Origin of the sequence: Streptococcus sanguinis (assembly GCF_900475275.1) — a bacterium.
Lineage (GTDB): Bacteria > Bacillota > Bacilli > Lactobacillales > Streptococcaceae > Streptococcus > Streptococcus sanguinis_N.
Window position 1 is genome coordinate 2,268,241 of sequence record NZ_LS483364.1, and the last position, 20,773, is coordinate 2,289,013.

The window sequence follows — 20,773 nt, forward strand, 5'->3', positions numbered from 1 at the left end:
TAGTATAAGTTTTATTCCATTCCCTCTCCACCCAGGCACCACTCTTCATGCTCTTCCAAGCTGCTATCCGTCTGGATAGTGATTTTGGTGATGCCATAGGCTTGCAGTTCTTGACGCAGAGTAGTTTGAGTCTCAACCAAAAGATCTGGATTTTCAAGACAGATATGAATCATAGCAAATTTTTCCAAACCGTCTGTGGTCCAGACATTAAGCTGGGTAATAGCCTGAACGTTTTCAACCGCCAGAATTTCCTGATAAAGCTGGCTCAAATCAATATCGCTTGGGATGTGATCCAGAAAAATCTTGATGTTTTCCCAGAACTTAGGCAGGGCCTTACTGAGAATGAAGCCCGCAATGAGCAGGGAAAGCAGCGGGTCAAGAAAATACCAGTCGGTAAAGCGCAACACGATAGAGACTAGAATAACAGCCACCCAGCCCAGAATGTCCTCTAAGAAATGGAGACTGAGAATAGACTCATTATGACTGTGTCCATGACCATGGCCTACCACCTTACTGGCTGCTAGATTGACTATAATGGCAAAGATACCCAGCACCAGCATGCCGTCATAATTAACCTTTTCAGGCGCAAAGACCTTGGGTATATTTTCAATAATCACCAAGGTCGAGCCAACCAGCAAGATGACCGAGGTCAGCAGGGCTCCCAAAAGGCTGTATCGCTTGTAGCCCAGAGTGTATTTCTTGTCTTCTTTTTTATTAGAAATTTTTTCAAAAAGGGTGGAAAGTCCGATAGCCATCGCATCTCCTGTGTCGTGCACAGCGTCGGCTAGTACAGCGCTGGAATTGAACATGAAGCCAAAGATAAACTCAAGAATGGCAAAGGAAAAGTTTAACAGAAAGGCAATAGTCATATTTTTACTAGATTTCACGGCTGCCTCCTTTCAGTTTAGCAAAATTTATAGTATAATGTAATCAAAACGGAACACCTTGTTCAGTTTTCTTCATCTTTATTATCTCTTATTCTCAGAAAGGAAACAAGAAGCAATTGAGGGGCTTTGTCTGTTATTGAACAATCCTGCTCTTTTGTTCCGAAACGCTATGGACAGACGAGTCAAGAAATCACGCGCAGCTATTTACCAAGCTTTTATCAGCCTGCTGCATCAAAAAAGCTATGAAAGCATTACAGTGCAAGAAATCATCGACCTGGCAGACGTTGGCCGGTCGACTTTTTATGCCCATTTCGATACCAAGGAAGCCTTGCTAGAGGAGGTTTGCCAAGACCTCTTTCAGCATACCTTTCTTGAGCGCGACGACGGCAAGGATCTCTTTGAAGCAACCGCCCATATTTTCAAGCATTTCCAAAAGAATCAGGACAAGATTGCGACCTTGCTGCTTTCGAAAAATATCTATTTCACCAATCGCTTAAAGATTGAGCTGGAAAACTATCTCTTTCCGATGATTCAGGAACAGCTCCTGCGGAAAAAATCTCAGCTGCCAGAGCCCTTTCTAAGAAATTATGTGACTTCTACCTTTGTGGAGACGGTCAGCTGGTGGCTCCAGCAGAAGAAAACATTGCCAGAAACAGTTATCAGCCAGTATTTTCTGGATTTGATGGACTGATTTTATTTTGATATTTATATAGGAGGAAACTTAACTTTATGAAAAAGCAACATTCGAAATTTTTACTTCCAGGCATTCTGATGGTGGGGGTTGTCCTACGGGCGCCTTTTGCAGTGCTGCCCGTTGTTCTGGGCGATATTGCTAAGGGGCTGCAAGTTCCCGTCAACTCACTGGGACTGCTGACTAGCCTGCCCTTGATCATGTTTGCCCTCTGCTCAGCCTTTTCCCCACGCCTAGCTCAAAAGGTCGGTCTGGAAAAGCTCTTTACCATAGCCATGATTGTGCTGACCCTGGGCTCTTTTATTCGTATCTTTAACCTGCCTCTACTCTATGCAGGTACAATCATGCTAGGGGCTGCCATCGCTGTCTTAAATGTGCTCCTGCCTAATGTCATTCAGGCCAATCAGCCAGAAAAAATTGGATTTCTAACCACGCTTTATATCACTTCTATGGGACTGGCCATCTCAGTCATGTCTCCCTTGGCTGCGCCTATTGTCCGCTTAGCTGGCTGGAAAGGACTGATTCTCGTCCTGACCCTCATCTGCTTACTGGCTTGCTTGATTTGGCTTCCCAACAGCCGGCATAATCACCAACTGACTAGCAAAAGCCGCGAGCATCAAATGGGCTCCCTGCTAAAAAATCCTAGAGTATGGGCTCTGATTGTTTTCGGTGGCCTGCAGTCTTTACTCTTTTATACGGCTATCACTTGGCTGCCGACTCTTGGTCAGTTGGCAGGACTTTCCAATGATGCTACTGGATTCTTGGCCTCTATCTTTTCCTTTATCAGCCTTCCTTTGGCCATGACGATACCTAGTCTGACAACGCGTCTATCCGCTAAAAAACGCTTGGGGATGATTGCTCTCTTTTCTGCAACCGGTATGGTTGGTCTGGGTATGCTGCTGGTCAAGACAGATTCCTTTGTCTACTGGCTCATCCTCAATCTGCTAATCGGTATGTCCGTCAGCGCCCTCTTCCCCTACCTCATGGTTACTTTCTCGCTGAAAACCAGTACTCCTGAGCAAACCGCTCAGCTATCTGGCTTAGCCCAGACTGGTGGTTATATTCTGGCCGCCTTTGGACCTAGCCTCTTTGGATACAGCTTTGATTTATTCCATTCCTGGACTCCAGCCATCCTCATTCTCATTGGCTTGGCTGCCATCGTGACACTAACACTCTTTTACATTGAGAAGTTTGACAAGATATAGTAAAGACGAAAAAACGCTTAGAAATCCTAAGCGTTTTTGCAATAGTTGAGGCACTCTTCCAGGTCCACATCCCGCTCTAAGTGCTCTGGTGTCCAAGGAATCAAGATATCCGGTTCAACTCCCCTGTCATTCATGCCCTTTCCTTGATCAATTCTAGTGTCACGTGAAGTGGGAAACAGGAGCTCATAGTCACCAAAATCCTTCACGCAGCAATTGGAATAATCTAAAATTCCCATAGTCGGACGCCCTAGGACCGTAACTTTGGGCATCTTTTTCATAGTATCAACAAAATTATCACCTGAAGACCCACAGGTAACATCTGCTAGTACAAAGACTTTTTCAGGTCGAGCTAGGCCTAGGACGTCTGGCAGAAAGTTTTGATTGCTATCCTCATCGCCATAAAGGACATAACCTTTTCCCCGATTCTCTTCCAACTCTTTTAGAAATTCTTTGAGAATCTGGTGAGTTTCTGCTGACAAGTTTGGATCTTCTAGGATATTTTGCATCAGTTGCTGACGCAAATCAACATTTCTATCAGTGTAGAGAATCTCCATCCCATCATCGCTCGGCAAATCTAAGTCACTGAAAGCCTTCCCCTGAGGGAGAGTATATTTGAAAAGTGGATAATAAAGCGAGTCCGTCCCGCCATAATTGACTCGAACATCAATGATTAAATACTTGGCCTGCTCAATAGCTGCTTGACTGTCAGAATAAAGCTGAGTGATGGCTGCCTCATCCGTAAAATCTTCTAACTTAAGATAGACGATGTCCTCAGAAAGGCTGCGCCATTCAAACTGCGGTGGCTTCTTTGGGTGGGCAGTCGGCTGAACATGCAGTTGCTCTTCCTTGCCATTGCGTACCACCGTAACTTCTCCGGCATGCTCTACAAAGTAAGCCCACTCCTTGTGCTGTCGCTCTGGTGTGGAACTGACAAAATAAGCCTTGTGTTCTTGATACACCTGATGCAAAAGTTTTCTATCCAAGGCTAGAATCTGGTCGCCACATTTCAGCCCCGTATCACTATTTGCCTGCAGGACGTAGAGGCAGTCTTGGTAATATCTCAGTTTAAAGCCGGGCGGTTGCGTTTCCTTCAGCCCAAACCAAACATGGGACAAAATCCCAAAACTGGCTATATAACAATGCATCTGGTAGAGAAAGTCCTCTTGGCTCATCTGGTCTGTGATACGCGCTCGATATTCTTCGGGATTTGCACCCATGATGTCTTTCTTTGTTGAGGAATCCTCTCGCATAATTTCTACGACTTGCTCAAAAATCTCTGTTTTCTTCATCTTTTACTCCTTCTTCCAAGTGTCCTCATCATCCAGCAGGCCTCGCTTTGGCACTTTTGAGACATGACGATTGCCAGCCACATAAAAGCCTAAGGGCTCCTCCCGCCAGGCATCTGTGCAGGTCACGCCAATCTGCGAACGACTGGCAATCTGATTCGGAGTCAGGTCATGGGCTAATTGCAGACTGGAAGTCGCTAAACTCTGTCCATCAAAGCGCTTATCAATCCCAGCATACTTGGTTAGCTTGCCAGGACCATTAGCTAAAAGTCGGCCATCCGGTAGCTCCAAGGCTCGAATCAGTACGGCTTCGGCCACATTTTCAGCCTTGGTCACCAGATTCAGCATCTGATAACCATAAATCTGATAAACATACCAGTGACCTGCTGGCAGATACATGGATTCATTCTTAGGGGAGCGGCGCCCTCTAGCTGAATGACAGGCACTGTCCTGACTTCCTAGATAGGCTTCTGTTTCGACAATTCGGCCTAACTTCTGGCCATTTAGAATCAACTGCATACCTAGCAAAGCTCGCGCTGCTGCAACTGTGTCTGTCTCGATTAGTTTCTGAAAATCTCTTGATAACATAGGTTGATTATAGCATGATTTCTCCATTTACAGAGGAAAAGAAATGTTGCAAAAATGTTATTTTTCTCCTTCTCATGGACAAGAATTTTGTTACAAAACAATTACGCACTAAATAAGCGGAAAATCGTGAAAAAGCTTATAAAATCTATGTTTTGTCTACTTGTTTTGCATATATTTTGTAACATTTTTATTAACAGAGTATGTTATTTATGTATCAATCCGGTTTTTCATTGCTTCAAATGAAATATTTGTTTAATATTATACTAGAAGGAGGGGTAAGATGAAAAAATTATCTAAAATTTCTTTATTTTTATTACCACTAATTGCACTTTTCTTTTTAGCAGCTTGCGGAAATTCTGCGGATAAGAAGACTGAAGAAAGCTCAAGTTCCAGCTCAAGCGTATCTTCTTCATCTAAAGCTAAGACAAGCTCTAGTAGCACATCTGAAGAAAGCGGCAGTGCCAAAGTCAACGTAAACGGCGGAGATGCTAGCGTTAATGTAAATGGCGGAGACGAAAGCGGAGATGCTTCTGTTGAAACTAACGGAGACGGTAGTGCTAATGTACAAACTGACAACGCTGGTGTTAGCGTAAATGAAGATGGCGTTCATGTTCAAGGCGGCGGTGTTGATGTTAAGGTCGGTAGCGATGGATCTGTCAATATCCAAACACCTTAATTGAAAAATATATTTCGATTATTATAAATAATAAAAACCGAGTTTTGCTCGGTTTTTTGATTTTCTCCTGCGCATTTCAAAAAAACTTGTAAAACATTAAAAAGACTTGTAAAAACTTATTTGCTATGTTATACTCTATTTAGAAAAGCAAGGAGGGCCAAGTATGTACCAAGAACAACGCTTAGCTGAAATCTTAGAGCTCTTGGCTGAGAAAAAACAGCTGTCTGCCAAGGATATGATTGAGCATTTTCAGGTTTCTAAAGATACTATTCGGCGAGATTTTTCGATTTTGAGCGAGCGTAGACTTGTGCAGCGCACCCACGGAGGTATTATCCCGCTAGACACTAGCCGGCAAATCCCCTCCTTTAACGACCGCATCAACCAACTAAATCAAGAAAAAAAGGCTATTGCCCAGAAGGCCCATGACTTTCTCAAGCCGGGGCAGATTGCTTTCTTTGATGTCTCAACCATCGTTCTCCATCTGGCCCAGCGCATCAAGGAGCCTATGACAATCTACTCCCATTCTCTGGATAATGCAATCATGCTGAGCAGTCAGGACAAAGTGGACTTTCACCTCTTAGGCGGGAAATTTTATCCCAAAAACCGATTCTACTACGCGCTCAATGAAGCAGAGCTGCTGGAGCAAATTTCCTTTGACATTGCCTTTATCGGGGCAGCCAGTGTCTCTGATGGTCTAGTCAGCTTTGAAGACGAGGCTGATGCTCACCTTAAAAAACTGGCTTTGAAACACGCCAAGACTAAGATTCTGCTGGCCGAACAAGACAAGTGGCAGAAAGAATCTAAGTACATCCTGGGTCCTGTCAGCGACTTTGACTACTGGATTACGGACCAAGAGCCCAGCCCTGAAGTCCAAAAACTGCTTGGAGACAAGGTTAAAATAATTTATTAAATCGATCCATTAGACACAAAGGAGGAAGAGCTATGACAAACCAACCGATTCGCCTGATTATCAGCGACATTGACGGCACCATTTTGGATGACCAGCATCAAGTAGATCCTAAACTCAAGGACATGATTCCTCTGCTAAGCCGAGAAAAAATCCCTTTCGTTCTCGCTTCTGCTCGCTCTCCTCTAGGCATGGAGCCGATTGCCCGTGAGCTGGGACTGGGAGATAATCCGTTAGCCTGCTACAATGGCGCTCTGGTCATCAAGGGTGATCCGCAAGCTTACGAGACCATTATCGAGCACCCTTTGGACAAGAAAGAAATCCGCACTTTTCTAGAGCTGGTCAAGGCTGAATTTCCTAGCGTGTCCATCAATCTCTATTCCGGTAAGGATTGGATTGCTGACCGTCTGGATAAGTGGGTGCAGATAGAGGCAGCTATTACAGGTGAGCGACCGATGATTCAGAATGTTCTTCTGCCAGTGCTGGATGTGCTAATCCCTATCCATAAGCTACTTCTTATTGATGAAGCGCCTGTCATCCAGAAACTTCACGACTACCTACAGACCTTGGACTTTCCCAAGACGGCCTTCTATCTCTCTAAGGACAACTACATGGAAGTCACGGCCAAGCATGTCTCCAAGGAGCAAGCCTTATACGAAATTGCCCAGCACTATCAAGTGCCTCTAGAGCAGGTTATGACAATCGGAGACAACTTCAATGACCTTCCTATGCTCCGCCTGGCTGGACTTGGAGTCGCTATGGGCAATGCCCCCGAAGCAGTCAAAACCAAGGCAAAAGCCGTCACCAAAAGCAACAATGAGCACGGAGTTGCAGAAGCTGTAGAAAAGTATGTTTTGATATAACGCAAAAAATCTGCTCAAGGGCAGATTTTTTTATTGATGATAATCATAAGCCAGGCGAGGACTGCCGTCAGCCACATAAATAATGCCGCACTCCCTAAAGCCGTAGTTCAGGACAGCAGCCTGCATAGGCTGATTGTCCGCATGGGTATCGATTCGCAAGTAGGGAATCTGCTGGCAGCAAAAATCAAAGACCTGATGAGATAGGCCTCTAACTTGGCCATTTGAAGCGATGCGGTGAATGGTGCCGTAAGGCTCCACAAAATGCCAGGTTCCCTTTTCGATGAGCTGATAGGTCGGGTCTTCTCCAATGATAAAGGCAAAGGTGCCAACCGGCCGCCCTTCTTCCTCGACAACAAAGGAGTGGCCAGTCGCAATGTCATCCTCAATCAAGCTCGCGCTGGGATAGCCTCCATCCCACTGAGTCGGATTGCCTTGGTCTTTCATGAACTGACGAGCCACATCATAAATCTCCATAATGGCTGGGATATCTTCTATTTGGGACAAACGAATTTTCATCTTTCCTCCTTTATAAAAATAAGGCTGGAAAGTCCCAACCTTATTTGAATTCTTCTGGTTTGCCAGTATACTGAGACCATTCCTTGCTGAAGAAGCGGTCATTCATCTGGTAGTTTGGCGCCGGCTGTGGATTGGCTACAAAAGGATCAACCGCCTTGTCAAAGGCCAGCCAGCCATTCCAGCCCATATGAATAGTGTCCTGCATGAAGTAAGGCTTGTCGCCGTCCTTAGAAAAATCAGCAATGTTGGTAAAACCCTGACTTTCCAGCTGGTAGCGAATCTTGGCAACCGTCCGCTGGTACATTTCAGGACTGAGTCCTGTATACTCCATCCACTTAGAATTGACCGGTGGAATGATGAAGATGACATTAGTCTTTGACTTGGCGAACTGGTCCAGAACCAGCTGCAAGTCGTTGTACTCAGGAGATTTTTCATAAGATTGCTTGGTTTGAAAACCTCTGAGCTTGGCAACCTTGCCGGCCAGACGGGTCTTGTAAAATTGATTGTCTATGCCGAATTGATTGTTATTGGTCTTCTTCTTGGCCTCTGCTGTAGCAATCTCTTCCAAAGCCTGATAGGAGAAGGTGTCTGGCAAATCAGCCATATAAGGCAAAATTCGCTGGTCATAATTTTCATTATTGAGGGCAGCAAAGTTGCTAAAAAAAGCATCTTGGCGCTCATTAAGATGAGCCATCATCTCAATATGGCGCTCTTCAAAGCTGCTCAGCTTTTTACCTTCCGACAGCTTCTGGACGCTCTCTGCCATAGCAACATCTGGATAAAGCTGCAGGAGGCGCTGGGCTGCATATTGCGCCGCCGCATCTCCTTGCTGCTGAGACAGATAAGCCGTCAGCTGATCACTGTTGAAGTACTGCTGAAAGGCCGAAGCATCATAGCCAGTCTTGGTAAACCACTGGGGCGACACTACATAGACCGCCGTTTGCCCCTCCAGCTCAGAGGACATCTGCTGCATACCAAAGTACTGATTAAATGATGCTGCCCCGCGCTGGCCTAGAAAATAAGGCCGATAGGAGCGGTTGTATTTCTCGGCCAGCACTGCCGGATGCATGCTATCAAAGCGCAGCCATTCGCTAGAACCAAAGAAGGGAACAAAGCGCATCTTCTTATCGGTCAAGGCTGTCACCTTCTTGCTGCGGCTCTTGAAGTTTTCTGCTGTCAGGGTCACTGCCGAGCGCTTCTCTGCTTCTATATCATGCTTTTTATCAAGCGGATAGAAGAAAAAGAGCAGGGCAACCATGGCCATAGCGCAGAAAACAGGCCCCAGAATCAGCCAGAGTCGTTTAAGCATTGCGAAGCTCCGTTACGCCTTCAACGATTTTATTGGCTGTGTTCCAGTCATCGCGGCCAAACTCTGACACTGGCACGCGGATGTCAAAACGGTTTTCCAGCTCAACAATCAGCTCGACCGTTCCCATGCTGTCTAGGACACCAGCATCAAACAAATCCTCGTCCATCATATCTGACACATCTTCCATAAATAGTTCTTCAATAATTTCAATTACTTCTGCTTTTATATCCATTTTTCTTCCTCATTCATTTTTATTTTTTAAACCAAAGCTCATTTAAAAATCCAGAAAAGATTAAAAATGAGAACATAACCGCGTGAAAGGTCACCACAATCCCCAAAGCTTGAGTCCATTTATTGTCTGGCAGAGGCGGAAGCCCCTTAGCCTTGCGCTCTTTGTTTAGCGTTTTCTTCTTGCGCAGCCAGGCATCATTGACGACTAGCCCAGCTCCATGGAAGAGACCGTAGGCGATATAGTACCAAGTCACACCATGCCAGAAGCCCATAATCAGCATGTTAATCAGATAGGCCACACTAGAGGTCGTGTTGCGGTTTTTAAAGACCTTATTGCGCATCAGGACCATGACCAGCCGCATAAAGACAAAATCACGGAACCAAAAGGACAGACTCATGTGCCAGCGATTCCAAAATTCTTTCAAATCGCGTGAGAGAAAAGGCTTATCAAAGTTGATAGGGCTCTTGATTCCCATAAGATTGGAAATAGCTAGCGCAAACATCGAATAACCGGCAAAGTCAAAGAAGAGATCCAGACCAAAGACATACATAACGCCCAGAGTTCCTAGATTAAAGAAACCGCCGGTATAGAGAGCGTAGGTCTTGACATGCCCCAGCAAGAGATGTCCAAAGATATGGGCTAGGATAAACTTATAAAGGAAACCTAGCATGATATACTTGACAGACTTCTCTAGCATATCCAGCAGCTCATCGCGCTCAGGAATGTTCAAATAGTCTTCATTGAAACGCTTGAAACGATCAATGGGCCCACTCGAAAAGGTCGGCATGAAGAGCAGGAAACGCAGGAACTCCCAGAGTGTGAACTCTGTCAGAACCCCATCCCGCATCTCAATCATCATCCCTACCGAGCGAAAGGTCAGATAAGAAATCCCCAAAAAGCCAAAGAGAGACTGATGACCGCTGATTGCGGGCTCTACCTTAACAAGCACAAGCGGCAGAACCGCCAGCAAGGTATGCAGATAAAAGATCCACTTGCTGTCCCGCGACCGGCGATAGAGCTTGTATGAGTAAACCCAAACTATCTGCCAGATGACATAGCCTAACAAAGCACAAAGCTGCGCCAGACTGGGACCTGTCAGCATCAGGACGATAAAGACCAAGCTGACCAAGGCTTCATAAAGGGGGAAGCGTTTCTTAAAGAAAAGTCCAACAAAGATTGGCAGAACTGCTAGAACGATATAGACAAAGTAAACTGGATTGCCGTAGGGTTCCAAGTGAGGCAGCTGTTTTAAGAAATCCATCATCGCTTATTGACCTCGCTAATCAGCCCCTTAATGTCAATCTTGCCATTCGGGGTCAAAGGCAGGGTCTCTCGATAGAGGAACTTGGACGGCATCATGTAGGACATCATAATATCCTGCAGATCTTCCTTGATTGCCTTGGTAATATCAATTTCCCGCTCAAACTGCTCAGCCACACCGTCTTTGAGAATGACATAGGCCAGCAGATTTTGGACCTTGTGGTCCTTATTGTAGCGGGGCACAGCCACCGCAGACTCAACGTATTTCGATTTGTTCAGATTCTGAGACACATCCTCCAGCTCAATACGGAAACCATTAAACTTGATCTGGAAGTCCATCCGGCCGCCGTAAAGCAGCAGACCTTCATCTGTCATCGAGCCGACATCTCCTGTATGGTAGGCTGGCAGACCTTCAAATTCAAAGAAGGCCTCCGCTGTCTTCTCAGGATTATTCAGATAGCCTTTGGATACAGCTGGGCCGCAGACGATGATTTCTCCCTGCTGGCCATTCGGTACCTTCTGCCCTTCTTCGTCAATGACAAAGGTCGGAGAGTCCGCCTTGGTATAGCCAATCGGCAGGCGCTTGCAATTTTGCAGCATCTCATCTGTCACTGCTACTGCAGACAGGGCCACTGTTGCCTCAGTCGGACCGTAAGCATTGATAATGCGAGCTTGAGGGAATCGATCGCGCAGCTTCTGAGCTGTCTTGACTGTCAACTCCTCGCCGTCAAAGTAGAAATGCGTCAGCTGGGGCAGCTTCTGGCTGTTAAAGTCATCTGACAGCAAGGCCATATCCGCGAAGGAAGGCGTCGAAGTCCAGATAGCAATAGGCAGACTGAGAATCGTCTCAAACAGCTGCTTGAAATCCTGAGTCACTGCCGAAGGCAGGGCAAAAAGAGTCCCTCCCAAGGCTAAAGTCGGCGCCCAATACATGACCGACAAATCAAAAGAATAAGGAGGCTGAGCCAACATTTGAGGACGCTCCGGAGTCGCAAACTCCTTATCCGTAATCATCCAATTCGTAAAGCTGAGCAAATTATTGTGGGAAATCTGCACTCCCTTAGGTTTGCCAGTCGTTCCCGATGTGAAAATGATATAGTAGTTATCATCTCCCTGAACTGGATGGCTAAGCTCATAGGATGCTCCCTCTCTGAAAGCTGTCTGAACTTGCTCCGCACTGAAAATAGGAGCTGCCACATCTGCCAGTGGAAAATCATTGATGGCAATAATCAAGCTTGGCTCAGCAACTTCCACAATCGCTGCCACGCGCTCCAAGGCTGAGTGGCTGTCGATAGGAATGTAGGCATGACCAGACTTGGTCAAGGCCACAAAAGTAGCCAGCATTTCGTATTCCTGACCGCCAAAGACCACAACCGGAGACTTGTCAGGAAGTCCCAAACGGTCAATCTGAGCCGCCAACGAATCGGAATCCTTCTTTAAATCGCCATAAGTATGAACTTGACCTAAAATATCATAAACCGGAAAATCCGGCTGCACCTGAGCAAAATGCTCAATCGCTTCAATCATATCATGTATCACTTTATTTGACATTGTTTCCTACTCTCTCACATTAAAATTCATTATAGATAAAGCCGCCCTGACCCTGACCCAGGTAGCTAAAGAAATAAAGCAAGGCCAGAAAGATAACAAAATATAGTAGGGTTTGGCCTAAAAATTTATATAGGGTTTGATGTTTTTTCATTGATCTCTCTTATATTTTTAGTTAGACTTACACCATTTTACCATTTTATGGAAGATGTTTTCAACACAAAAGCTAAGGAAGATGTAAAGTTCTTGTAAGGAAGAAAGGTACTTTGATGTGCCTTATAAACAGCCATTAAAAGACTTTTTCAAAAAATATATAAAAATTTTATATATTTTGCTTGACTTTTTTCCTAAGAGGTTGTAGACTATATATAGAAAGATTATATATAAATATTTTACACAAGGAGGTGGTCCTATGTCTTTCCCCACATCATCGGCTTTGATTGAATTTCTCATCTTAGCCATCCTTGAAAAAGACGATTCCTACGGTTATGAAATCAGCCAGACAATCAAGCTGATTGCCAATATCAAAGAATCAACACTTTACCCTATTCTGAAGAAGCTGGAGCAAAATGACTGCCTCACGACTTATTCGCAGGAGTACCAAGGACGAAAACGAAAATACTATTCACTCACTGCCTACGGGCATGAACATCTACTCACTCTAAAAGAAGAGTGGCAAACTTATACTACGACCATCAGCGGTATCATAGAAGGGAGCATACGTCATGACAAGAACCGAGTATCTAGCTGAGCTAGAAAAATATCTAAAAAAACTGCCACGCAAGGACTATGAAGAAACTATGGATTACTTCACTGAGTACTTCGACGAGGTAGGCCCAGAGGGCGAGGCAGCCGCTATTGCTGATCTAGGCAGCCCTAAGGAAGCGGCCCATGAGATTATGTTGAATCTTTTGGACAAAAAAGTCGAGGAAGATAATCAAGACAGCAGTTCATCAAAAAACACTAAGAACATCGTCCAGATTGCTATCCTATCCATTTTGGCAGCACCCTTGGCTATTCCGCTCTTTATAGTAGCAGCACTTTTGATTATTATTTTCTTCCTCTTAATTTTTAACGTTATTATATTTATGGCTACGGGTGCCTTTGCCTTCTTTATTTTTGGCATCAGCCTGATCTGGGATACTCTAACCCTAGGACTGACGACATCTGTCCCAGCCCTCCTGTTCACCCTAGGTCTCAGTATCCTATCTCTGGGACTGTCAGGCATCTTCTACTCAGGCATTTCTCCTGTTGCTCAGTTTGGCAAGGCCGGCTTTGTCAAACTAGCTCAACTTTTCGCAAAGAAAGGAGCACGTCATGGCTAACATCAAATTGAAAAAACCTCTTTTATCTGCAGCTATTTTAGCCTGTCTCTTTGGTGGAGCCCTGACAACTATCGGCTCCACTACAGGCGGTGTCAACGACTTGGTCAATTCTGCCAAAAGCAAGGTAAAAGTAACGAAAAAAGAAGAAAGCTTCTCTGATCTTTCTTCCCTAAATATTAACTTAGTGGCTAGAAACCTCGTCATCAGCGAATCTCCTGATGACAAGGCTCACTTGACCTATTACCAAATCGACGGCAACTATAAGATTGATGGAGACGCGCTTAGAAAAATTACGACAAGTTCTGAAAACGGAAACTTAAACATCAAGGAAGAAGATGCAGGCTCCTTCCACATAAGCGCTGGCATCCGCTCCTTACTCAGCTTATTTGACCAAGAATCTCAAGGGAAGCGTACTGTGCAGCTTTCCCTGCCTAAGGGGACCAAGCTTGAGACATTCAGCGGCAGCTCGTCACTAGGAGATGTTACGCTGTCCAATCTATCAGCTAAAAATGCTGACTTCTCTCTCTCCAATGGCTCGTTGACTGTGAATGATAGCCAATTTGCATCTGGTAAATTTAAGAACTCTCTGGGAGAGATTGCCTTCAATAACAGTCAGATTAGCTCTGGAAAAATCATTGCTTCTTCGGGTACCATCACTCTGAGCAACAGCCAGTTCGCATCGGGCGAAATAGCAAACTCTCTAGGAGAGATCAACCTAAACTCGAGCAAAATCTCCGACAGCACTCTGAAAATCTCAAGCGGCTCACTGAATTCTGAACAGTTGGAATTAGCTGGTACAATCTCTATCACTGACCAACTGGGCGATATTAATCTGCATCTGGTTTCTGGCAGTTTGTCGCAGTTATCCTTTGATCTGAAAACGGATCTAGGTGAAATTGACATCCCTAGTGGTATGAGTGTAGAGCACTCCAAAGGCGATGAACTTGGCGACTCTGCCATCCGTAAAGTCGAAAATCCGACAACTACACTTTCTGCCAGCGCCCAAAGTGGCAGCATTAAGCTCAGCGAATAAATCATAGAAAAAAATATATACAATCAGGGAGTCCTCAGCGGCTCCCTTTTTTGATAAAAATTCCCGCAATGCCCTAAGATTGCTTTACAGGCCTTGGCCTTTGTGCTATGATATTCTATAAAAATTTATCATAAGGAGGTCCCTATGAAAAAACTCACACCTGGTATGCACATTCGGGTCGTCAGCCCCTCAGCGTCAATCGAACACATCGGTGGCTTTGAGGCCAATCTAACCGCCAAGGAGCGCTTGGAAAAGCTAGGATTTACCGTGTCTTTTTCGGAGCATTATCTGGAAAATGATATGTTAGATTCTGCCTCCATCGAAAGCCGGGTGGCAGACATCCATGCTGCCTTCGCAGATGACTCCGTTGATGCTATTCTGGCCACTATCGGCGGTTTCAACTGTAATGAGCTCCTGCCCTATCTGGACTTTGAGTTGATTGCTAGAAATCCTAAGATTTTCTGCGGCTACTCAGACACAACAGCCTTGCTCAACGCTATTTATAGCAAGACCGGTATGAAAACCTACATGGGACCGTCTTACTCTAGCTTTAAGATGGATGCCCTGCAGGACTATCAGACTGAGAGCTGGCTCAAGGCCGTCAGCCAGACTTCTTATGAATTGACTCCTAGTGAAAAATGGGGCGACAATGCTTGGTATTTGCCTGATGCGCCACTGACCTTCCATAAGACGGAGTGGAAAGTCTATCATCACGGACAAGCCCAAGCCACTGTTATCGGCGGTAATCTCTCCACCTTCTCACTTCTGCGTGGAACACCCTATGCCCCAACAGATGAAAACTATGTCCTCTTTGTTGAAGAGGCCGAAGAAGATGATTATGTGGAGTTTGACCGCAATCTAGCTGCCCTCCTTCAGGCCTATCCTAACCCGCAGGCCCTTCTCATCGGCCGCTTTCCAAAAGAATGTCAGATGACAGAGGAGTTGCTCCTTTATATCTTGGACAAACATCCAATTCTAAAGACGATTCCCGTCCTCTATGACTTGGACTTTGCTCATACTCAGCCACTCTTTACCATCACCATCGGTGCTCAAGTGACGGTGGATACGGAGAAGATGTTGATTAAGATAGATGAGTAAGACATATCATAATTATTGTGGAGGTAGTAAAATGTCAGCTCATAAATGGTTATTTTTTGACATTGGCTCTACTTTGATTGATGAAAAAGAAGCCTATCAAGATAGAATTAGGAGAGCAATTACAGGGACAAATATTAACTACGATATTTTTTATGCTCGTATGGTTGAACTGTTTAAAGAAGGCAAAAAGGGAGACTTGGAGACAATAAAAGAATTTAACTTAGAACGCCCCATTTGGAACTCTAATTTGGAGAAATTATACCCAGATGCCCAAGTGGTCTTAAAAGAATTGCACAACCGATATAAAATTGGAATCATCGCCAACCAACTACCTGGCCTAAAAGAACGTTTGAAAAAAATGGGACTATATCAATGGATTGATTTAGTTGTCTCTTCTGCAGAGTTCGGACTTTCCAAGCCTTCCCCTGCCATTTTCACTTTAGCTTTAGAGAAAGCTCATTGCCTTGCTCAACAAGCTGTTATGATTGGTGATCGAATAGACAATGATATCATACCTGCTAAAGCACTAGGAATGACAACTATCTGGTTAAAACAAGGTTTTAGTGCTTATTACCAACCCCAACGACTAGAAGAAAAACCTGATTTCACTATAGAAAATTTATCGTCTCTCTTAAGTCTTCTATAAAAGATTACTTTGCAGAAACATAGCTGCATCCCCGTCTTTTTCATAAATTAATAAGGCAGTTCAATTTGAACTGCCTTATTTTCTTATCGTCCACCAAAACCTCCTTGGCCGCCTGGGGCACCGCCGCCACCAGGTCCACCAGCGCCAGGTCCGTCTGCCGTGATTTCTGTTCGGCTTTCACCATTGACCGTGATGGTGCCGCCAGTGTAGGTAGCCGTTCCATCAAAGTCAAAGGCAGATACCGTAGAAGTAATATCCAAGTTTCCTCCTGACATAATGACATCGCCGTTGGAGTCGATAGCGTCTGTATCACCTTCACCGACCTCGACCTTGATATCGCCACCAGTAATCTTGATAAAGATATCAGCTCCAGTTACATCACTAGCTGCATTGATACCATCATCTGTCGCATAAAGGTCCAGCTTGCCTCCGTTAATGGTAACATTGGTTCCTTCCAGAGCTTCTACACTCTTGGAAACTGTAACCGTTCCACCATCAATCAAAGCGATATTGCTAGCGTGTAGACCATCATCACCAGCATTAATCGTGATAGTGCCTGACTGAATATAGAGATTTCCCAGAGAAGTATCTTCATCATTGTCCGCGTGGATAGCATCTTCTGTCGCTGTGATATCGATAGTAGCGTCCTTGATATTGATGGCTGAAGCTGCTGACAGACCATTCTTAGCTGCCTTGAGTGTATAGATACCACCTGTCACCCGCAAGGTCTGCTCAGACTTAATCGCTGTTTCATACTTGCCGTCAACTGTCAGACTTCCAGATCCCTTGAGAGTCAGGTCGGAGTTACTATAGATAGCTGCATCTGCATCCGTATTACTGTGATTTGATGAGTCTGAGATTGTGTTTTGGCTGCCGTCAGCCAGAGTTAGGCTTGTTTTACCCGCATTTTCTACTAGAATAGCTGCGTCTGTCCCGCTCATGGTTACGCCATTTAGGACGATTTGAACCTTGTCGCTATCACCTGCTTTGACAATAATCTGCACATTTTCACTCGTTCCGGAAACGACATAGGTCCCAGCTTCTGAGATTGTCACAGTAGAGCCAGAAACACTAGCACCGTCACCAGAAGTCTTAGCGCTAGAGCCACTCAGGTTGATGGTCGTCGCCTTGGACTCATCATAAGAAGCGTCTGAGTCCTCCGAGGCAAAGTAATCAGAAGTATTGGTCTTAGTCTGACTGGTGCTTGTAGCATTAGCAGCCTGGGTAGTGCTTGAAGTTGTAGAACTGCTGGCGTTTGAGCTGCAGGCTCCCAGCACTGCTGTCATCAAAACCAGTGGAATCATCAATTTAATTTTTTTAAGGGTTGATTTTGATTGTTTCATTTTTATTTTCCTATCTATTCTATTTACTGCTGATACAGTTTGCCTTTTTGTAGGCAAAGCCGTATTTGGAGAAAGAGCTTGGAGACAGCTGGTAGCGATCCATGATCTCGCTGAGCCATAACGGACAAGCTTCTGGAATCTTAACTTCCATGATGACGTGATTGGCTGGCAGGAGATGACCTCCATGGCGACCAGCCAAGAGACTCAAATCATAAGGACGGTAGGTCAGGTCGTGATCAAAGGTAATCCGAATCCGCTCGTCCTCAATCCCTTTCATCGAATAACGATTGTAGCCGATATACATCATAGGCTGAATATGACCAAAATGTTGAGTCAGCCAAGCCATTTCCTTATCTATCTGAAGGTCAGTCAGCTGACTGTAATCACCGTCCAGATAGGCTTCCGCTGTCAGCAAATCTGCTGCAAGCCGGCGTTTGGTGACCAGATTCTCCGTCTTTTTCTTAATTTCCAAAAAGACTTGACTATCCTCAGCCGGATGCTCTTGATAGGTTCGCAAACGAACTTTCTCATCAAAGCAAGGATTTTCCAAAGACTCACGAATGAGCTGATAAGACGGCGTATCGTAGTAGAGATTGTTAATGGTCGAATAAGCTCGCTCATCCTCCACCAGATAGCCTTCAAACTCTAGTAATAAATCCAATAAGGTTTCCTTGGAAATGATGTATTTGGTTTCAAAGCGCTGAAAATGATTTTGAAAAAATTTTTCTGTCATGGGCTTCTCCCCTCTCTATCTTTCTTGAATGTAATGCAATTTTAAAGATGAAAACTTAAAAGAAAGATAAAGAAAACTTAAAGAAAACAAAACATCTCCCTTTTCAGGAGATGTTGATTAGATAAAAAGTAAAAGAATTACAGATAGACTTTTCATCTACATTTTTACAAATTCATAAAAGTACGAGCCCTAAGCTAACTGTTTTTTATCTGTTCGATAGACCAGAGTACCAAGTGCCATGAAAAGAACTAAAACAAAAGCAAGGAAGAGCACCTGACTACCAATTTGGCCGTTCATGGAAATCGTTTGGCGTAAGCCCGATACAGAATAGCTCATTGGCAGCCAAGGGTTGATAACTTGGAAAATCTTACTAGTCAGCTCCAGCGGATAGGTTCCTGCACTAGAAGCCAGCTGTAAGAGCAAAAGAATCAGAGAAGCAAAGGCGCCGAGCTTGCTATCCCAAGTAACCAAAGCTGTCACAAGAGCCATAAAGGTCATGCTGGCTAGGACAATCAAACCAAGGGTTGCCCACTCATGGTTTGCAGATAGGCCTATCAAGTGCACAGCACCATAGACCAAAACACCCGCTACGACAGAAATGACTCCATTTACCTCTATACGAGCCTTCAGCCAATCTCGTTTCGTCTTAGGGGCTTGACCCGATGGAAGTGTGCTAAAGATGATATTGGTTGAAATAGCCGCCACAAATAAAGCTACTGAAATCATATATGGCGCCATCCCAATTCCGTTTTTTTCTACCCTATTCTCATCTGTCTTGCTCAGCGTCAGAGGATCTGCTAGAGTTTTTGCATTGTCGTCCTTGGTTGAAACAGCCGACAATTTATCGCCTGCATCTGAGAGGCCATTAGACAAATTGCTCGTTCCCTCAGTAAGTTTGGAGAGATTATCTGTTAAAGCACTGCTGCCATCAGCCAGCTTTTCTGTACCGCTCGCTAATTGATTGGTTCCATCTGCTAATTTCCCGAAACTAGAGGTCAATTCTGGCGATTTATCTGTTAATTGGGCTGCCCCGTTTGCTAATTTTGTTGTATTTGCTAACAAATCAGGATTCTTACTTGCCAAAGCTGATGTCCCCTCAGATAGCTGACCGACTGCATTGGTATAACTTGTCACCCCTTGTTCCAATTGTGTCGCGCCAGTCGTTAATTTTTCATTTAAGGTATCTACACCTGCGACTAGTTGATTGGCTCCTCCGCTTGCTGAACCGAGGCTAGTACTCACTGTTGATAAGCCATTATAAAGGCCATTGATCATGCTAGATGCCTGTGGCAGAACTTGATTTGATGCACTTTCTAACTGACTTAGTTTTGTTTGACTAGCGCCTTTTATCGTTTCAAGAGAAGCCCTCATCGTATCGATTTCTGATAAAATCGTCTGAGCAGATTGATCACTTCCTGCTTGACTAGCACTGACTGCTGCATCAATCTCTGCCTTAGCCTCACTAGAAAGTCCTTGATAAGCACTCGTCCCTTGGACCCTTGCCAAAGCTGCGGCCCTGGCATCTTGATTATTATTGATAATGGCCCGAGCGGATGCTGCTATGCTAGTCAGTGCAGCTTCAATGCTGTCCGTAGAAACTTCTGTATCACTTGCTGCAGCTTGAATACTAGCATTCAACTGTGTCAAACCATTTGCTAAATCACTCACATTTTGCTGGTTGTTAGCTAAGGTGGTATCTACCGAGGACTTTAATGTGGCCAAGCCAGTATTCAGATTTGTCACACCTGTTGATAAGGCCTGAACTCCATCTCCTGACTGGGTGAGCTGCTGGACTCCACCCAATAAGTCTGCTGATCGACCCGACAGCTGATTTGCACCTGCGGCCACAGTACTTACACCATTAGCATAAGTGTTTATTCCATTTGACAAACTACCAAGTCCAGACGATACTTGTGCAACACTCCCAGTATAAGTCTGTAGTCCTGTGTTAAATTGAGCTGCACCGGACGATAATTTGCTCGTGGCTTGATTCAGAGTTCTTAAGTTATCTGCAATTGTCTGACTGCCTGAACCTAGTTGTTGACTGCCGGATGCTAATTGCTGAGCACCATCGGATGCCTTCACCAAGCCAGTTTTTAGATCTCCCATATTCTTAAATATGACGCTTGTATAAGTATCCGTCACATTTTGCGCCACCGTCTGCTTCAAAGAAGCCATAGCTGAATCACTCATCTTACCAGCAATAAAACTTTGTCCGCTAGACGTTTGATAGTCAATCTTCATTTGCTGAGGATTATCGGTCAAAATACTGGCTGCACGTTCAGATAAATCACTTGGAAGCGTCACAACCATGTAGTAATCACCCTTTTCCAGACCATTTTGAGCATCTTCTTTACTGACGAAGTGAAAATCCAGATTTTTATTTTCCTTGAGGCTGGAAACAACATCCTCGCCTATAGACAAGGTCTTGTCACTAGCAGTTACAGCTTTATCCTGATTGACGACCGCCACTGGCAAGTCCGATACCTTTCCATACGGATCCCACATGGAGCTCAGGAAAATAACATTATACAAGGCAGGAATCAAAGAGACTCCTAACATCACAATGATAAAAGTCGGCTTTTTTAAAATAGCTTTCCATTCTTTTAACATATCTACCTCCTAAA

The 20,773-nt window shown here is 44.7% G+C and carries 22 protein-coding genes; 10 read left to right on the forward strand and 12 right to left on the reverse strand.

The features are described from left to right. Nucleotides 1–11: 11 nt before the first annotated feature. Nucleotides 12–887: a cation diffusion facilitator family transporter gene (locus DQM55_RS11365; protein ID WP_111676835.1), complete on the reverse strand. Its 876-nt coding sequence runs from the start codon at nt 885–887 to the stop codon at nt 12–14. 169 nt (nt 888–1,056) lie between these two features. Between DQM55_RS11365 and DQM55_RS11370 the strand changes: the two genes are divergently transcribed. Then, entirely contained in the window at nt 1,057–1,578 is a 522-nt protein-coding gene (locus DQM55_RS11370; RefSeq protein ID WP_002894195.1) for a TetR/AcrR family transcriptional regulator, read from the forward strand. 38 nt (nt 1,579–1,616) lie between these two features. Continuing rightward, complete coding sequence (locus tag DQM55_RS11375) at nt 1,617–2,783, forward strand: CynX/NimT family MFS transporter (protein WP_049547762.1); 1,167 nt, start codon at nt 1,617–1,619, stop codon at nt 2,781–2,783. A gap of 26 nt (nt 2,784–2,809) precedes the next feature. On the opposite strand, the gene DQM55_RS11380 is transcribed toward DQM55_RS11375, so the two are convergent. Continuing rightward, the gene (locus DQM55_RS11380; protein WP_111676837.1) at nt 2,810–4,072 is read right to left on the reverse strand and encodes a S41 family peptidase; all 1,263 of its coding nucleotides are present in this window, start codon (nt 4,070–4,072) and stop codon (nt 2,810–2,812) included. 3 nt (nt 4,073–4,075) lie between these two features. Next, complete coding sequence (locus DQM55_RS11385) at nt 4,076–4,657, reverse strand: DNA-3-methyladenine glycosylase (protein ID WP_172454774.1); 582 nt, start codon at nt 4,655–4,657, stop codon at nt 4,076–4,078. 280 nt (nt 4,658–4,937) lie between these two features. Here DQM55_RS11385 and DQM55_RS11390 point away from each other — a divergent pair, with 280 nt between their 5' ends. The 3 genes from DQM55_RS11390 to DQM55_RS11400 all read left to right on the forward strand — a co-directional run bounded on the left by DQM55_RS11390 (nt 4,938) and on the right by DQM55_RS11400 (nt 7,103). Further along, on the forward strand, nt 4,938–5,333 hold the full coding sequence (locus tag DQM55_RS11390; RefSeq protein WP_002917987.1) for a hypothetical protein: 396 nt from the start codon (nt 4,938–4,940) through the stop codon (nt 5,331–5,333). Between the two features lie 163 nt (nt 5,334–5,496). After that, on the forward strand, nt 5,497–6,243 hold the full coding sequence (locus DQM55_RS11395; RefSeq protein ID WP_111676841.1) for a DeoR/GlpR family DNA-binding transcription regulator: 747 nt from the start codon (nt 5,497–5,499) through the stop codon (nt 6,241–6,243). A gap of 32 nt (nt 6,244–6,275) precedes the next feature. Beyond that, nucleotides 6,276–7,103 carry a Cof-type HAD-IIB family hydrolase gene (locus DQM55_RS11400; protein WP_111676842.1) on the forward strand — a complete coding sequence of 276 codons (828 nt, stop codon included), beginning with the start codon at nt 6,276–6,278 and terminating at the stop codon, nt 7,101–7,103. Nucleotides 7,104–7,133: 30 nt separating this feature from the next. Here DQM55_RS11400 and DQM55_RS11405 read toward each other — a convergent pair whose 3' ends face one another. The 6 genes from DQM55_RS11405 to DQM55_RS11430 are packed head-to-tail and all read right to left on the reverse strand — an operon-like array spanning nt 7,134 to nt 12,122. Continuing rightward, entirely contained in the window at nt 7,134–7,619 is a 486-nt protein-coding gene (locus tag DQM55_RS11405) for an N-acetyltransferase (RefSeq protein WP_111676845.1), read from the reverse strand. 40 nt (nt 7,620–7,659) lie between these two features. Then, entirely contained in the window at nt 7,660–8,928 is a 1,269-nt protein-coding gene (dltD, locus tag DQM55_RS11410) for a D-alanyl-lipoteichoic acid biosynthesis protein DltD (protein WP_111676847.1), read from the reverse strand. Continuing rightward, on the reverse strand, nt 8,921–9,160 hold the full coding sequence (gene dltC / locus DQM55_RS11415; RefSeq protein ID WP_002894204.1) for a D-alanine--poly(phosphoribitol) ligase subunit DltC: 240 nt from the start codon (nt 9,158–9,160) through the stop codon (nt 8,921–8,923). Before dltC ends, dltD begins: the two co-directional genes overlap by 8 nt. Nucleotides 9,161–9,179: 19 nt before the next feature. Further along, nucleotides 9,180–10,424 carry a D-alanyl-lipoteichoic acid biosynthesis protein DltB gene (gene dltB, locus DQM55_RS11420; RefSeq protein ID WP_002919977.1) on the reverse strand — a complete coding sequence of 415 codons (1,245 nt, stop codon included), beginning with the start codon at nt 10,422–10,424 and terminating at the stop codon, nt 9,180–9,182. Beyond that, a complete protein-coding gene (gene dltA, locus DQM55_RS11425; RefSeq protein WP_009659554.1) occupies nt 10,421–11,971 on the reverse strand; it encodes a D-alanine--poly(phosphoribitol) ligase subunit DltA in 1,551 nt (516 codons plus the stop codon). The genes dltB and dltA overlap by 4 nt, the downstream gene beginning before the upstream one ends. Nucleotides 11,972–11,990: 19 nt before the next feature. After that, entirely contained in the window at nt 11,991–12,122 is a 132-nt protein-coding gene (locus tag DQM55_RS11430; protein WP_002894209.1) for a teichoic acid D-Ala incorporation-associated protein DltX, read from the reverse strand. Nucleotides 12,123–12,380: 258 nt separating this feature from the next. Between DQM55_RS11430 and DQM55_RS11435 the strand changes: the two genes are divergently transcribed. The 5 genes from DQM55_RS11435 to DQM55_RS11455 all read left to right on the forward strand — a co-directional run bounded on the left by DQM55_RS11435 (nt 12,381) and on the right by DQM55_RS11455 (nt 16,070). Further along, nucleotides 12,381–12,719 (forward strand): PadR family transcriptional regulator, encoded by a 339-nt coding sequence (locus DQM55_RS11435; RefSeq protein ID WP_002913906.1) that lies wholly within the window; start codon nt 12,381–12,383, stop codon nt 12,717–12,719. Continuing rightward, a complete protein-coding gene (locus DQM55_RS11440; RefSeq protein WP_111676849.1) occupies nt 12,694–13,293 on the forward strand; it encodes a DUF1700 domain-containing protein in 600 nt (199 codons plus the stop codon). The genes DQM55_RS11435 and DQM55_RS11440 overlap by 26 nt, the downstream gene beginning before the upstream one ends. After that, on the forward strand, nt 13,286–14,326 hold the full coding sequence (locus DQM55_RS11445) for a DUF4097 family beta strand repeat-containing protein (RefSeq protein WP_111676851.1): 1,041 nt from the start codon (nt 13,286–13,288) through the stop codon (nt 14,324–14,326). Before DQM55_RS11440 ends, DQM55_RS11445 begins: the two co-directional genes overlap by 8 nt. Before the next feature lie 144 nt (nt 14,327–14,470). Next, entirely contained in the window at nt 14,471–15,424 is a 954-nt protein-coding gene (locus DQM55_RS11450) for a S66 family peptidase (protein ID WP_111676853.1), read from the forward strand. After that, nucleotides 15,417–16,070: an HAD family hydrolase gene (locus DQM55_RS11455; protein WP_002922869.1), complete on the forward strand. Its 654-nt coding sequence runs from the start codon at nt 15,417–15,419 to the stop codon at nt 16,068–16,070. Before DQM55_RS11450 ends, DQM55_RS11455 begins: the two co-directional genes overlap by 8 nt. A gap of 83 nt (nt 16,071–16,153) precedes the next feature. Here DQM55_RS11455 and DQM55_RS11460 read toward each other — a convergent pair whose 3' ends face one another. The 3 genes from DQM55_RS11460 to DQM55_RS11470 form a co-directional block, all read right to left on the reverse strand. Continuing rightward, nucleotides 16,154–17,413: a carbohydrate-binding domain-containing protein gene (locus DQM55_RS11460; RefSeq protein WP_004184934.1), complete on the reverse strand. Its 1,260-nt coding sequence runs from the start codon at nt 17,411–17,413 to the stop codon at nt 16,154–16,156. A gap of 19 nt (nt 17,414–17,432) precedes the next feature. Further along, a complete protein-coding gene (locus DQM55_RS11465) occupies nt 17,433–18,146 on the reverse strand; it encodes a polyphosphate polymerase domain-containing protein (RefSeq protein ID WP_004184936.1) in 714 nt (237 codons plus the stop codon). 189 nt (nt 18,147–18,335) lie between these two features. After that, a complete protein-coding gene (locus tag DQM55_RS11470; protein ID WP_111676855.1) occupies nt 18,336–20,759 on the reverse strand; it encodes a YhgE/Pip domain-containing protein in 2,424 nt (807 codons plus the stop codon). Nucleotides 20,760–20,773: the final 14 nt, after the last annotated feature.

Coding starts and splice junctions, on each gene's coding strand:
- DQM55_RS11465 (WP_004184936.1), bottom strand. CDS start 18,146: ATGACAGAAAAATTTTTTCAAAATCATTTTCAGCGCTTTGAAACCAAA.
- DQM55_RS11450 (WP_111676853.1), top strand. CDS start 14,471: ATGAAAAAACTCACACCTGGTATGCACATTCGGGTCGTCAGCCCCTCA.
- dltC (WP_002894204.1), bottom strand. CDS start 9,160: ATGGATATAAAAGCAGAAGTAATTGAAATTATTGAAGAACTATTTATG.
- DQM55_RS11445 (WP_111676851.1), top strand. CDS start 13,286: ATGGCTAACATCAAATTGAAAAAACCTCTTTTATCTGCAGCTATTTTA.
- dltB (WP_002919977.1), bottom strand. CDS start 10,424: ATGATGGATTTCTTAAAACAGCTGCCTCACTTGGAACCCTACGGCAAT.
- DQM55_RS11430 (WP_002894209.1), bottom strand. CDS start 12,122: ATGAAAAAACATCAAACCCTATATAAATTTTTAGGCCAAACCCTACTA.
- DQM55_RS11395 (WP_111676841.1), top strand. CDS start 5,497: ATGTACCAAGAACAACGCTTAGCTGAAATCTTAGAGCTCTTGGCTGAG.
- DQM55_RS11385 (WP_172454774.1), bottom strand. CDS start 4,657: ATGTTATCAAGAGATTTTCAGAAACTAATCGAGACAGACACAGTTGCA.
- DQM55_RS11390 (WP_002917987.1), top strand. CDS start 4,938: ATGAAAAAATTATCTAAAATTTCTTTATTTTTATTACCACTAATTGCA.
- DQM55_RS11380 (WP_111676837.1), bottom strand. CDS start 4,072: ATGAAGAAAACAGAGATTTTTGAGCAAGTCGTAGAAATTATGCGAGAG.
- dltD (WP_111676847.1), bottom strand. CDS start 8,928: ATGCTTAAACGACTCTGGCTGATTCTGGGGCCTGTTTTCTGCGCTATG.
- DQM55_RS11470 (WP_111676855.1), bottom strand. CDS start 20,759: ATGTTAAAAGAATGGAAAGCTATTTTAAAAAAGCCGACTTTTATCATT.
- DQM55_RS11370 (WP_002894195.1), top strand. CDS start 1,057: ATGGACAGACGAGTCAAGAAATCACGCGCAGCTATTTACCAAGCTTTT.
- DQM55_RS11460 (WP_004184934.1), bottom strand. CDS start 17,413: ATGAAACAATCAAAATCAACCCTTAAAAAAATTAAATTGATGATTCCA.
- DQM55_RS11435 (WP_002913906.1), top strand. CDS start 12,381: ATGTCTTTCCCCACATCATCGGCTTTGATTGAATTTCTCATCTTAGCC.
- DQM55_RS11375 (WP_049547762.1), top strand. CDS start 1,617: ATGAAAAAGCAACATTCGAAATTTTTACTTCCAGGCATTCTGATGGTG.
- DQM55_RS11455 (WP_002922869.1), top strand. CDS start 15,417: ATGAGTAAGACATATCATAATTATTGTGGAGGTAGTAAAATGTCAGCT.
- DQM55_RS11405 (WP_111676845.1), bottom strand. CDS start 7,619: ATGAAAATTCGTTTGTCCCAAATAGAAGATATCCCAGCCATTATGGAG.
- DQM55_RS11440 (WP_111676849.1), top strand. CDS start 12,694: ATGACAAGAACCGAGTATCTAGCTGAGCTAGAAAAATATCTAAAAAAA.
- DQM55_RS11400 (WP_111676842.1), top strand. CDS start 6,276: ATGACAAACCAACCGATTCGCCTGATTATCAGCGACATTGACGGCACC.
- dltA (WP_009659554.1), bottom strand. CDS start 11,971: ATGTCAAATAAAGTGATACATGATATGATTGAAGCGATTGAGCATTTT.